This is a genomic window from Streptomyces sp. NBC_00569, from assembly GCF_036345255.1.
GTDB lineage: Bacteria > Actinomycetota > Actinomycetes > Streptomycetales > Streptomycetaceae > Streptomyces.
In genome coordinates this window covers 1,971,652-1,983,989 of sequence record NZ_CP107783.1, presented here as the reverse complement: position 1 = coordinate 1,983,989, position 12,338 = coordinate 1,971,652, and the positions used below count along the sequence as shown (strand labels likewise).

14 protein-coding genes are annotated in these 12,338 nt (G+C 67.8%); 3 read left to right on the top strand and 11 right to left on the bottom strand.

What is annotated here, in order from left to right:
• Positions 1-6: 6 nt before the first annotated feature.
• The 11 genes from OHO83_RS09155 to OHO83_RS09105 are packed head-to-tail and all read right to left on the bottom strand — an operon-like array spanning position 7 to position 8,095.
• Positions 7-465 (bottom strand): TadE/TadG family type IV pilus assembly protein, encoded by a 459-nt coding sequence (locus tag OHO83_RS09155; RefSeq protein ID WP_330279142.1) that lies wholly within the window; start codon positions 463-465, stop codon positions 7-9.
• A complete protein-coding gene (locus OHO83_RS09150) occupies positions 462-914 on the bottom strand; it encodes a TadE/TadG family type IV pilus assembly protein (protein ID WP_330279141.1) in 453 nt (150 codons plus the stop codon). The genes OHO83_RS09155 and OHO83_RS09150 overlap by 4 nt, the downstream gene beginning before the upstream one ends.
• Positions 911-1,351 carry a TadE family protein gene (locus OHO83_RS09145; protein ID WP_330279140.1) on the bottom strand — a complete coding sequence of 147 codons (441 nt, stop codon included), beginning with the start codon at positions 1,349-1,351 and terminating at the stop codon, positions 911-913. Before OHO83_RS09145 ends, OHO83_RS09150 begins: the two co-directional genes overlap by 4 nt.
• 29 nt (positions 1,352-1,380) lie before the next feature.
• Positions 1,381-1,599, bottom strand: a complete 219-nt coding sequence (locus tag OHO83_RS09140; RefSeq protein ID WP_330279139.1) for a hypothetical protein — start codon at positions 1,597-1,599, stop codon at positions 1,381-1,383.
• Positions 1,596-2,450 (bottom strand): type II secretion system F family protein, encoded by an 855-nt coding sequence (locus OHO83_RS09135; RefSeq protein ID WP_330279138.1) that lies wholly within the window; start codon positions 2,448-2,450, stop codon positions 1,596-1,598. Before OHO83_RS09135 ends, OHO83_RS09140 begins: the two co-directional genes overlap by 4 nt.
• A 38-nt stretch (positions 2,451-2,488) precedes the next feature.
• Complete coding sequence (locus tag OHO83_RS09130) at positions 2,489-3,406, bottom strand: type II secretion system F family protein (RefSeq protein ID WP_330279137.1); 918 nt, start codon at positions 3,404-3,406, stop codon at positions 2,489-2,491.
• Entirely contained in the window at positions 3,403-4,902 is a 1,500-nt protein-coding gene (locus OHO83_RS09125; RefSeq protein ID WP_330279136.1) for a CpaF family protein, read from the bottom strand. Before OHO83_RS09125 ends, OHO83_RS09130 begins: the two co-directional genes overlap by 4 nt.
• A gap of 43 nt (positions 4,903-4,945) precedes the next feature.
• A complete protein-coding gene (locus tag OHO83_RS09120) occupies positions 4,946-5,836 on the bottom strand; it encodes a hypothetical protein (protein WP_330279135.1) in 891 nt (296 codons plus the stop codon).
• Entirely contained in the window at positions 5,836-6,519 is a 684-nt protein-coding gene (locus OHO83_RS09115) for an SAF domain-containing protein (RefSeq protein ID WP_330279134.1), read from the bottom strand. Before OHO83_RS09115 ends, OHO83_RS09120 begins: the two co-directional genes overlap by 1 nt.
• A 38-nt stretch (positions 6,520-6,557) precedes the next feature.
• Entirely contained in the window at positions 6,558-7,481 is a 924-nt protein-coding gene (locus tag OHO83_RS09110) for an ATP/GTP-binding protein (RefSeq protein ID WP_330279133.1), read from the bottom strand.
• On the bottom strand, positions 7,481-8,095 hold the full coding sequence (locus tag OHO83_RS09105; RefSeq protein ID WP_330279132.1) for a hypothetical protein: 615 nt from the start codon (positions 8,093-8,095) through the stop codon (positions 7,481-7,483). The genes OHO83_RS09110 and OHO83_RS09105 overlap by 1 nt, the downstream gene beginning before the upstream one ends.
• A gap of 1,253 nt (positions 8,096-9,348) precedes the next feature.
• Between OHO83_RS09105 and OHO83_RS09100 the strand changes: the two genes are divergently transcribed.
• The 3 genes from OHO83_RS09100 to OHO83_RS09090 are packed head-to-tail and all read left to right on the top strand — an operon-like array spanning position 9,349 to position 12,214.
• Positions 9,349-11,364, top strand: a complete 2,016-nt coding sequence (locus OHO83_RS09100; RefSeq protein WP_330279131.1) for a hypothetical protein — start codon at positions 9,349-9,351, stop codon at positions 11,362-11,364.
• A complete protein-coding gene (locus tag OHO83_RS09095) occupies positions 11,361-11,909 on the top strand; it encodes a RipA family octameric membrane protein (RefSeq protein ID WP_330279130.1) in 549 nt (182 codons plus the stop codon). Before OHO83_RS09100 ends, OHO83_RS09095 begins: the two co-directional genes overlap by 4 nt.
• Entirely contained in the window at positions 11,906-12,214 is a 309-nt protein-coding gene (locus tag OHO83_RS09090) for a DUF7701 domain-containing protein (protein ID WP_330279129.1), read from the top strand. Before OHO83_RS09095 ends, OHO83_RS09090 begins: the two co-directional genes overlap by 4 nt.
• Positions 12,215-12,338: the final 124 nt, after the last annotated feature.

Genomic DNA, 12,338 nt, shown 5'->3' with positions numbered 1-12,338 from the left:
GCGGGCTCAGCCTCCAGCCTGGGTCTGCAGATGCGCGGTCGCCGTGCCGGTGACGTTGATGGTTCCCTTGCCGACCAGCTGCGCGAAGTACGTGTTGTAGGTGTCGTGAACTGTGACGGTCAGAGTCCGTCCGTTGCCATCGATCGTCACGTCACCCTGGACACCCGCCGCAGCGAGGTAGTCCTGGGCTGCGGCCTGAGCAGCGTCGGGGTCGATAGTGATGGCGGTGCCCTCGATGGCCTGGGCGGGGTCGAGCTGCTGGCCTGCAGTGCGGGCGGCTTCCTGGGCCAAAGAGGTGGCCCGGCTGGAGGCGTTCAGGGCGCCGCCACCATCCACGAGAAGCCCCATCACCATGAGGAGCGCCACCGTGGTCACGGCGAAGAACAGCGACATCGAACCGCGATCACGGTAGCGCCGCTCGGTCAGCGCGCTGCTCAGCGGCTTGAGCCGAAAGCGAAGCTTCATGGGCGGGCCCGATAGGTGTCGATGGGGCTGGTCCACGAGGCAGTCAACGTCTTGGACCCGGGCAGGCCCGGCACGGCGATGTCGGACAGGTTCGCCGTGCAGGAGATCGTCGCGGTGACAGTAGATGCCTCCCCGACACCTGCGGCGTATCCGCCCGTGTTGAGGGTGACGTTGGACGTGCGGCACGTGATGCCCTCCCCGTCCAGGCTGCGAGTGACCGCATCCTGCGCCTGGCTCTGAGCGTTCGCAGCGTCGCGTTCCAGGGAGGCTGCGCGGGCGGCAGCGTGTGCGGCGGAGTCGACGGCGCCCTCGGCATCGGTGACCCGCCCGAACGCAATCATCAGGCCGAGGATCACGATGAGGACCGGGGCCAGGACGGCGGTCTCCAGCGCATAGCTGCCCCGGTCGCCGCCGAGCAGCCCGCGCAGTAACTCCTGGCGACGGATCATGGGTTGGTCCAGCGCTCGACGGGCCCGTCCGCATGCTGCGTGACGTGCAGCTCGAGACCAGGGACCAGGGTGGCGACGTCCCCGGTGACGGTGATGCGGATCTGCTGGGCGCTGCTGCCGGAGGTCGAGATGTGGGCGCCGCGAACGGAGTTGCCGTAGCGGGCCAGGTACTGCTGGGCCTGCGCAGCGCCGTCGCCTGGGCCGGCGCCGAACTGCCGTCCCGCGTCCACGCCCTGGCGGGCGGCGGACTGGGCGACCTTGCGTGCGTGGTAGTAGAACCCGACCTGAATGGTGGTGAAGGCCAGCGCCAGCACCACGACCGCCAGGGTGGCGAGCTCCAGACTCCCCGTACCGTGGTCCTCGCGCCGCCTCATCAGTGCGGCCCACAGCCCCTGCCACCCCCTGCGCACTTTCTCACCGTTTCCCGTCGACGTCATCTCGTCTGTCCCCACACCCTGTTGGCGGGTCAGCCGCCGTTGATGATGCCGATCTTCTCCATGAGCTTGGCCCGGATGGCCACCACCAGCAGGCCGGCGCCCACCAGGAGGGCTCCGGCGATCACCGCGAGTTCGGCGCTGGTGGACCCCTTGTCCTGTGCGGCGCGCAGCATTGCGTAGCGGCCGCGTATCCATGCCGTCAGCGTCTGGATGTCCATAGGTGTCCGCTTCTCCTGTTCGGGGCTCAACTGGCGAGGATGGTGTTGACGATCGGGATCATGACGAAGGTCAGCATGAGAATGACGCCGAGCGTGACGGGCAGGACCATCGCCGCGGATGCCTCGTTCGCCTGCGCCTTGGTGTCGGTCAGCAAAGCGATCCGCAGCTGGCGTGCTTGTGCCTGCAAGGTGGTGTAGACAGCGGCACCGTCCCCGGCCAGTGCCAGGGTGTCGACGGGGCGCGTGAGTTCGGGGATGTCGAGCTCGTCGCCGAGCTGGCGCAGTGCCTCCCACGGGGTGACGCCGGCGAGTTCGGCATGGTCGAAGGCCTGGCGCATCCGCTGGAAGATCCAGCCGTCTCCGACCTCGGCGGTCTGCGTCAGGGCCTGTCCGGCACCCGAGTTCGCGATCCTGGCGAGCGCCACACGCTCCAGGTAGCTGGCGGCCGCATGCCGCACGACGAGGCGCGCAGCGGCCGCATCGCGCCTCACGTCGCGTCCCGGGGCCAGCCAGAACAGCGCACCCAGAACGAGGGAGACCACGGCCGGGATCGCGAAAGGAAGTGAGGCACCGGCAACGGCGAGCAGGGCCTGCAGCAGCTGCGGCAGCAACAGCCCGTACAGGCACAACAAGACGCGCCGCCCCAGGTGCTCGGCCGCAGAGATCCGCAGCAGATTGAGGTCCTTGTACGGCAGGTGGACGCGGACCCCGAACTCGCCCAGCAGCTGCGCCCCGACCTTCCCGGCGAGCGAACCCGCCGCCCCGGGAGCACTCGTGCCAGGCACCGCTGAAGGGTAGTTACGTGCATCGAGCCGGTCCAGGGCGCTGGCCAGATGGGGCTTGGCCGGCCAGGCGGCGCGCACGGCGAGCCCGATCAGCACCCCAGCGGCGGCCGCAGGGACCACCGCAGTCATCGGGATCACGAGTCGACTCCGTTCGCGGCCCTCAGATGGGCAGGCAGCGGCTCGAGCAGACGCGGGTCGGGATGGGTACGTGCGATGCGCCGCAGCCACGCCAGCGTCCACGCGAACAGGCCCCCCAGGACGGCGAGCACGATCTGCCCCAGCGGCGAGGCATACCAGCTCGACCAGGCCTGGTTGAGCATGCAGCCCATCACCACGACGCAGATCACGATCGACACCTGTCGCGAGGACTTGCGCACCGAAGCCCGGTCGGCCTCAACATCGCGGGCATCCGCGCCCTGCTGATGAATGGTCACTGCGAGGGTCTCAAGCGCCGCAGACAGCCCCGGCCCCTTGTACACCGCATGGGACTGCATGAGCAGCACCACATGGTCACTCACCCCGTCCGCCAGCTCGTCGGCGAACATCGCGAACGCGAGCTGGGCGTCCATGCCCGCACGCAGGCGCTCCGCGAGGGCCTGCACGTTCGCGGCGATCGGCCCAGGCGCTGACTTCACAGAGGCGCGGATCGTCTGGGTCAGCGAGATACCGGCGGTGTGCACCCCCGCGAGGTGATTGAGCCACTGACCGAGCGCCTCCAGACGCTCGATACGGGCCTGGGCCGGGCCACCGGGGTGCAGCACGAACGGCAATCCCATGACCGCCGCCCCCGCAAGCAGCCCCTGCACCGGCCAGCCCGTGTACGCCCACACAATCAGCGCGACGACACCCGCCACCGTGACCAGCAGACGCCAACGCCGCCGCCACGCCTCGGGGAGTTCAGAGCGAAGACGCTGGACCCGCGCGGCCATCCGGGACGGCGGCTTGACCGGATCGGGGACCCGGCCGCGCACCTCACGCACCGCACTCATCACGGCAAGTGCGGCCAACACAGAGCAGCAGGCAGCCGCTAGAGCGAGTTGATTGGTCGTCATCGCGGCCTCACCATCTGCAGGGGCGGACCCCAGGCACCGTGTGGGTTGTCCGTCAGCCACGTGCGCAGGAACTTCCCCGTGCGCTCCAGGTCGTCAATGAAGCTCGGCATGTTCTGAAACACCGCCCGCACCTCCCTGCCCGACGGGGCGAAAACCTCGGTGGTTGTCGGCCGGCCGGCCTCACCGACGACGTCGTGGACTTCGTAGACGTGTGAGACGAAGCGGTGCCGGCGCCCGCCCAACCCGGTCTCGTCGAGATAGGTGAGATAGACGACGACGTCCACGGACGAGGCGATGAGATGGTGCGCGGCGTCGGTGGCCATCCCCGCTTCGGTGCACAGCTGGACCAGTCGGCTGACGATGGCGTGCGGACGCCGCACATGCATGGTGCACATCGACCCGGAGCCACCCGCAGACATGGCCTGCAGCATCGGCACGATCTCCGTGGAGCGGACCTCGCCGACAATCACCCGCGACGCGTTGTAACGCAGCGCCGTGGCGAACATGTCACCGATGCTGATCTCACCGGCCGCCCGCCCGTCGTGCCGCTCACCGTTGGACTGACGCGCCTCGAACGCGAACGTCACCGGACCCGGCTTGGACCCGAGCTCGTCCAGGTAGAGCTCCCGGTCAGACTCGAGGGTCACCAGCCGCTCAGCGGCAGGGATCTCGCGGCCCAACGCCCGCAGCATCGTCGTCTTGCCCGCGCCCATATCCCCGACAACCAAGATATTCAGCCGAGCCTGCACACACGTGATCAGGAACCGCTCCAGCAGCGGGTTCATCGCGCCCCACTGGACCAACTCGCCGGTGCCGTCGTCCTTGATGCGGTGCTTGCGGATGACGACCGAAGGCCGCGCAGTCAGCAGCGAAGACGTGACACGCGAACCGTCCGGCATCCGAAAGCCCACCATCGGCGTGGCCTGGGTCAGGGCGCGCTCCCCGTGCCCCGACAGGCCCGCCATCCGATTGACCCAAGTGATCAGCTCATCGTGGGAATCAGCGACCTTCTCGATCGTGCGCCGCGGCTTGTCGAAATACTCCACATGCGCCCGGACGCCATCCACCATGACGTCCTCGACGCCCTCCTCGTCCAGCAACGACTGCAGCCGCCCACCCCGATACATCGAGTCATAGACGGCGGTAGCGATGCGCGCCTCGTCGTCCCCGCTCAGCGGAGTGTTGCCCTGCGCATACTTGGCCGACCAGTCAGCGACCGCCTCGGTGGCCAACGAACGGGCCAGCGCACGCCGGTCCTCCTCAGCCAAGGTGCGCTCGGGATCGCGCTCGCTCAACTGCGCCGACACATCGGCCTGCAACGCTTCGATGACGTCCCAACCCACACGAAGCTGACCGGGCAGCTCCGCCAGCCGCGGCACCACACCGGGGCCTGCGACGGCGGCCACTGGTGCAGCCGGCAGCTGGGGCGGCCGCCCGGCCGGGCGACGCTGCCCGATCCGATTGGTCAGCAGGTTCACCATGTCGTCGCGCCCCATGGCCGCTGGCGGAGCGCCGTTGCCCCCCGGGCGCTGGTGAGTGTCAGCCACGGGCTGCTCCCCGCTGCGGGCCCAGACGCTGCAAAAGTCCCGCGAGCTGCCCATGAACGGCCGGCGCCGGGAACTGCTGCTGGACTCGCCGGCGCTGCGCCACCACAGCGAGATGCTCGGCCGCGGTGCGGGCGTAACGCAGCAGGTCGCATCGCCCGTACCCCCGGGGCGGAGTGCCGCCCTCGGTGAAGTAGTCGGCCACCGGCGCATCCCACGGCAGGGCTGCGAGGACCGGGGTCTTGAGGGCGTCAGCGATCTGGTGGGTGGTGTACCCGCGACTGCCCCGGGACGTCTCCCGCTCGATCACCAGCAGTCCCAACGCAGCTGAACCGGCGCCGTGTTCGTCGAGCTCGGCGCGCAGCGGGTCGATGACATGCCGGGTCAAAGACAACGACGGCTCGGTATTGCGAACCACGAGGACCACCAGATCGGCCTGGTGGATCAGCGCAACCGGCGTGAGCGTCTGATGCAGCAGGCCGGACGTGAACGACACCCGCCCGGCATCGACATACACGTCGTGCCCGGCCTCCTGTGCAAGAACATGGAGTACATCGGACAGCGCGGACCAAGTACGCCCCAATGCTGCAGCTTGCGCGGGATCAGTCAGCCCGGCCAGTAACTTGCGATGCCCGGGCTCATCCAGCGGCCACAGATGGGATGCGAACGCGCTGGCCATCGCCTCTGAACTGACCCGCTCGGCCGCAGCCAGGTGGTAAAGCCCGATCCCGGCAGTGATCTGCCCCTGCAGAAACCCTGCGCGCAGCGTGCCGCCCTTGGGATCGCACTCGGCGAGCAGACTCGGACGTGGGGAAGAGAGGGTGAGGGCGAGGGCGGAGCTGGTGACTCCGCACGACGCGGCGGAGGCGAGCGCAATGACGGCCATCAGTTCCTCCGCGGTTCACGGACCAGCGCGATCCGGCCCTGTGCAGCGCGCGTGGCGAGCAGTGGCCCGTCGGCGGATGCAACCGCCAGATTCACGACGACCGTTCCGGTGGCGTCCGGGCGCGACACAGAGACGACAACAGCATCGACGGACGACGGCGGGGCATCGCTTGGCTTGGCCTCCTCCGCGCCCTGGGCGGGCGTGGTCACCGCGAGGACCTCATCACCCGGGGTCAGCGTGCCTACCGGGGCCTGACCGCGCTTGACCTGCACACCGGCCAGCTGCTTGTCGTCCCCGAGCCCGGTGCCGGTATCCAACTGCGAGGCCTCCAGCAGGCTGCCCTTGCGTAGCCCGACCGCGGGACGCTTCCCGATCACACCGGCCCGGTCCGCCGCCGAAACCGGGGCCAGCGCGGCGTCGGAAGACACCTCCGCCACCGTCAGATCGGCCGCCGTCAACACCTGCCCAGCCGGCACATCACGAGCCACCGCAAGGACCTTGGCCCGGTCACCGGCCGAGGTGACGGCAGCCGCCGCCCCCAGGGCGCACAACACAGCAAGAACGATGCATAGCGCGACGACCGACCACCGACGCTCCCGTTTCACCGGCGGGGCGGTCGTGATGGGCAGGTCGGGCCGAACCGGGGTCGCCGGGCGTGGGGCAATCGGCACAGAGGATTCCATGACGCAGCGGTGCCTCTCAAAATCCGTACGAACAGGGGCTAGTTGAGGACCTGGACCTCAGCGACCGTGATGTCCACGGCGTTGTCCCGTACCTCGGTGAGCTGACCGGTCTGACCGCCGCCCTCCCAGGCGATCGCCCACGTGGCGGTCGCGGTGACGTGGTACTTCCCGGAAGGCGCCGATGCGGACGGGAGGTCGTAGCGGTAACCGCAGTCCGGCGACACCCTCTTACCGAAGGCCGCCTTGTAGGCCGTGCCGCGCCCGTTGCAGACAACCTTGGACCCGTCCCCCATGGACCACGCGACCTTGCTGACCTTCGCCGTCGCCGTCACGGTGACCTGCCCTGCAGAGGCGGAGGCGACGACGGGGCCCCAGGCATTGGGGGAGTCGTTGGCCCACATCCACACCGGCATGCCGACAACACCCTTGCCCCCAGGCTTGGGTGCAATCCCGATGTCCGGGCCGAGCAGCGTCATCTCCTTCACCGCCTGCAGCGCCAGCACCTTCGGGTCCACGGCCGCAGCTTCGCCGGTGGGTGGCTGCGCGAACCACATGCTTTGCATGTTGGGGTTGTTGGGGCAGTAGGCGTTGTAGACGGCACCATCATCGACGGCATGCCCCTCGCGGGCCGGGTCACCTTTCTGCGGCTGAGGAACGGCGGCCTTGAAGTAGCAGTTGTGCGCGTCGCTCCACGATCCGAGCCCGTCGAGTGAGCAGGGAACCTCGACGTTGCTCTGCAAGCCGTCGCGGCACTTGGGCTCTTTCGATGAACCGCCGCCGGATGTAGCCGACTTGCCGTGTCTGCCGGGCTGCCCCGCGCTCTCCTGCGTATCCGAGGCGACCACCCGGCACTGGCCCCTGCTGTTGCAGACGACCTTGCCCCCGTCGGCGAGCGCGGGACTCTGCACCAGCCAGCTAAAGACCGTGGCGCCGATGGCTGCGACCGTCCATAACTGGCGCATCAGCACTTGCGCTCCTTGTCCGCGACGTCATCCGATACCAGCCAGAGGCCGCCGCGGGAGAGGAGCTTCGCATTCAAGGTGTACCGCTTAGCCTGGTCAGGTGGAGCGACGCTCTTGCCCGTCTTCTTGTTGACGGGCTCCCAGGTATTCATGTCGAAACAGACGCGGAGCGTGGCGCGCTTCGGATCGGCCTTCAGGTCGACCTCGACGTCATTCGGGTCGATCGTCAGCTTGGGCTTGCCTTTGAAGACGATGTCGTTCTGCATGTCTACGAAGATCGTGTCTTTGGTGTCCCGCAGGGCGTTGCCGGTGGCGAACTGGGTGATGCGGCTGCCCTTGAGTGATCCCGCTGCGTACGCCTGGACTTGCTCGTCGTTCATCCCTTGGTAGGCGGCGACCACGGCCTTGCGTGCCTTGGCTTCCTCAGGGCTGACCGTCTTGGAGGGCGCTGGGCTGGAAGGGGCAGTCGTTCCACCCCCGTTTGCGCCCTCATCGGCGGTGCTGCAGCCCGCCACGGCGATGAGTGCGGCTGTCCCCAAAAACAGAATGGGGATCCGGTTTTGATTCCGGATGCGAACGCTGGAATATGCCTGGCGTCGTGCTGGTCGGTGCATGACGTCTCCCCGTTGTGGTGCTGTGCCGGACACCTTGGTCGCGGGATATCGGTGTCTCCTGTGTGGCTGGTGGTGTTGGTGGAGCTGGGGTGATTCTGTTGAGTGACGGAAGACTACTTCTGGGTAAGCAGTGTGTGCACCCCTCGGATCGTTTGGCGTGTATGGCACATTGGGAAATATCGGTCACAACTTGCCTGTGAGTTTGCCAAGTTGGCGCAATTTCACGGTTACGTCTGCGAAGGGTGGGGCTGGCGCGGCTGATCGGAGGCATTGGTTCCGTCGCGTGGCGGTTTCACAGATGAGTCCAGGGCCATGGCGCATGGGTCGGCCTTCGGCACTGTGGGTACGAACTCGAGATTCCGTGCGGCGGCGGCCTCCGGAACGCGGTGTGGTGACGGTCGTCAGCGATATCCCTTCGTGATGCCGGCGTCGGCCCGCACTCCCAGTGGGCGGCCCCGGTCGGTGGCTGCCGCCGCAAGCCGCGACAGTTCACTGCTGTCCTCGAAGGCCTCTCCGAGTCAGCTGTCCGGGGCGGTCACGGCGTTCCATCAACGCTGATGGCGATCTTCGGAATCGGTTCTGGCCGCAGTTCCGTGAAGCTCATGGTCGAGTCATTCGTCGTCTTTCGTGCTGAGGTCTTCCCGGCGGCACCTGATCCACAAGGTGATCTTCCGGGGGCTGGGTATGTCGGCGCGGACGGGTTCGGCGGTGCCGTCGCGGAGGGCGGCGAAGTGTTTGCGGATGGCCTGGACGCTGCCGAGATAGCCCTGCGCGTGGATCTCGGTGAGGACCTGAGGTGCGGTGACGCTCGCTGCCGCCGGTGTCGGTGAAGCGTGCGGTGGCGTATGCCTTGAACGGGCTGAGGATGCCAGTGGGGGGCTCGGGCAGAGGCCAGGAGGATGTTGAGGCCGGTGTCCCGGAAGCGGCGCACGGTCTTGCGGTCCAGTGGAGACGGCGAGTGATGGCACTGATGGTCCAGCGGGCGTCCACGAGCCGGTGGACGTCGGCGTGACGCTGCCGGGGCCGTTCGATGATCTGGGTACGGGGCGGCTCGGCGGCCGGTAACTCGGTGATAGTGACGGCCACCGCCAAGGGCGCGGGACCGATGCGGACGATGAACGGGGAAGCGATTGCCCGCGTTCGCGAGTGCCCTCTATCGTGAACTCGTCGAGGTAGGGGGGCTACTCGCAGTGAGTAGAGCCAGCAGCAAAGCCCGCGGATACCGGCAACGGGCATGGTTATGGACGCGCGACATGGTGGCGTCGGGCTGCTTCAAGTTGGGGACCCTCTTCCTCACCCTCGCGGTCGTGGCGGCGCCGCTCTCCCGTCCCGCAGGCGTCTGGCCGGCGTCCGGCAGTGGCTCCGTACCGCGCACGTATCTTTCCGTCTTTCTTCTCGATCACGCATGCATCGTCCTGGCCCTGCTCGTATTCGGCCTGGGGGCATGGGCGGCCGTTCCCGCCGCCCTGCCCGGCCCTGACGCCGCACTCGCCCCACCCGCCTCCGAGGAGCCCGCCCCACACCCCCGACGGAGATCGCTTCGAACAGCTGGTGGTGCTCTGGTCTGGCTCAGCGCCTGGCTTTTCGTCCTGGGCGGGCAGATGTTCCTGCTTACCGCGCGCGGCGGGTTCACGTGGCTGGTCAATCTCGGAATCGCCCTATGTTCCGTACCGGTGTTCCTGGCAGGACGGGAGTTGCGTCGCACGGCCGACCGACGGGGACGAGCGGTGACGCGGGCCGCGCTCTGGACCGGGTGGACGCTGCACCTGGCCCACTGGCTCTGCAGAATGGCCGGCGCCGGTCTGGTTGCCCTCTCCGTGTACGCGGCCTCGGTCACCCTGGCCCGGCCGGGAGCGGACCGCCTGGCATTCCTCCTCGTTCTCGCGCTCAGTGTGTCCGCCGCAGCCGTCGGTGTCGTCGCCTTCCGGCTCGGAGCGGTCGCCGGGAATGCCGCCAGGCGGCAGTTCGGGCTGGCGACGTCTGGACCGTCGAGGCGCCTGTCGACTGCGCAGAAGCTGCGCGTGGGCTCCATTCAGCTCACGAGCCTGGCGACCGGAACAGCCGGGCTCGCCGTCGTGCTCGTGGGCCTGCGTCTCGCGGTGGGCGACCTCGTGGCGATGGTGTCGCACCTGTCCTCACCGCACACCCTTCTCCTCGACCTCATGAGCCTGTGCGTCGGCGGCTCGGACATCTGGGTAGCGCTGGCCGGCTGGCGCGTAGCCCAGCGATTGCTCGGGACGGGCGCAGGCAATGGCGCACCTCTCCCTCGACGCCGCCGGGTCTATGGCTGGGCCCTGCGGACAGCGAGTTGGGCGATGCGCCTTGCGGGAACGGCCGTACTGATCCTCGCCGTCCTGGGAATGAAATCGGTATCCACGATTCCCGACCTGCCCGGATACCACGGGCCTCCCTGGTACATCCTTCTCGTGATTTTCCTGCTGGTCGGAACGGGCGGTGCCGCGGTCCTGGTATTCGCCTCCGTCCCGACGATGAAGGCGAACCGGTACCTGGCCAATATCGTCACGTCCCCGGAGCACATTTCCAGCGGGTCGTACGTCCTCTATCTCCGGCCGTTCGACCAGGACGCCGGTGCCTCCGAGGCAACGCCCCTCGGCAAGAACCTGAACTTCTTCAACAACCCGGGCACGTGGATCATGCAGTCCCACCGCAGCCACGAGGAACGCATCAGCGCCCTGTTCGCCGAATTCGGGCCGCTGCTGGCGGTCGGCAGCCCCGGTGAGCAGGTGCCGGGCGGCGCGGGGGCGGCGCGTATGTACCTACCGCTCGACGACTGGAAAGGCACCGTCGGCCGGCTCATCGAGAACGCGGGTGTGATCGTCATGGGGACCGGCCCCGGACCGGGAACGCTCTGGGAATACGCCGAGGTCCTCCGCCGCAGACACCCCACACGGCTCGTCCTGCTGGTGACGGACCCGATTGAATACCGACGCTTCAAGGCTTCGAGTGTCGCGGAGGCGGAAGGCGTGCTGTACGAACTCAAGAGCCGATACGGCGAGTCCTGGGAGACGCCCCTCCTTCCTGAACTGCCGGACTACCTTTCCTCTCCAGCCGATCGGGCGTTCTGGTTCAAGTCCATGGTCTATTTCACCAGTGATTGCGAACCTCAACTGGTTTCCCTGGACACCTCTACAGTGAGCGGAAATTTCCGGATGGACAGTTTTGTCGCCAAGAGTCGCCTCACTCCACTCATGAACCATTTACGAAGCATCCTGTCGGGCGCCTCATCGACGATGCCGGGTCAGAAATGACCATTGACGATCCGGGGCGCCGAGCAGCCCTGCGCCGGACCGGCCCCACCGTCCCCGGGCAGTCGGACCCCGCCTCCACCCCACAGCCCACCTCACCCACCGTCAGGAACGGTGATTTCATGGCGGGTTACGCACTGGCCGTCGAAATGGCGGACCGAGTCTCGGCCCGACGCGGTGCCGCCAACAGCTTCTTCTTGGGCATCCAGACCACGCTGCTGGCCGGTGTCGGCCTGGTGGACTCAACCGCCCACCGCGTCAGTTGGTACGCGGCGCTGACCATCGCCCTGACTGGCTGCACCCTCTCCGCCTTCTGGTGGCTGCAACTCCGCAGCTACCAGCTGCTCAACCAGGCAAAGTTCGAAGTCATCAACAAGCTGGAGGAGCAACTGCCAGCCAAGATCTACACCGACGAGTGGACGAGCCTGAAGCAGCGCCGGAGACTACGCCGGTTCAGGTACCTCGAACTGGGCGAGACCGAACGTCTCATCCCCCTTCTCCTGGCGGCCCTGCATGTTCTGCTTCTCGCGGGCAGACTGAGCGGATGACCACATACCTCACCGAAGCGGCCAAGCTCATCCGGAGCCTCCTACCTCCCACCGCCGAACCCCCGGGCGACGACGAGTCGTTGTTCCTTGGGTACGCGGTGCTGATGCGAGCCAAGGGCACCCGGACGACCGCCTCAGACGTCCACGACGCGTGGACGGCCTGGATGCTGAGCCGTGGCAGCGACCACCGGAGCCTCGTTCCCTTCGAAAAACTCTCCGGTGAGGTGCAGGCGTTGGACGCCGCCTACGTCCACGCGATCCACGCGGCGGCCGAACGGTGCGCGGGCGACGCTCGACGCGGGTGAGACTGGGTCTGCCGTGAGTGCGGGTGGCCATCAGATCGTGGGTGGAGCCTGGCAGCGCGGGCGAGGCCCGCAGCAGGCGGATCGGCCAGTGCTGCTCGTCGCCTCACTTGCTCCGTCTCTCGAC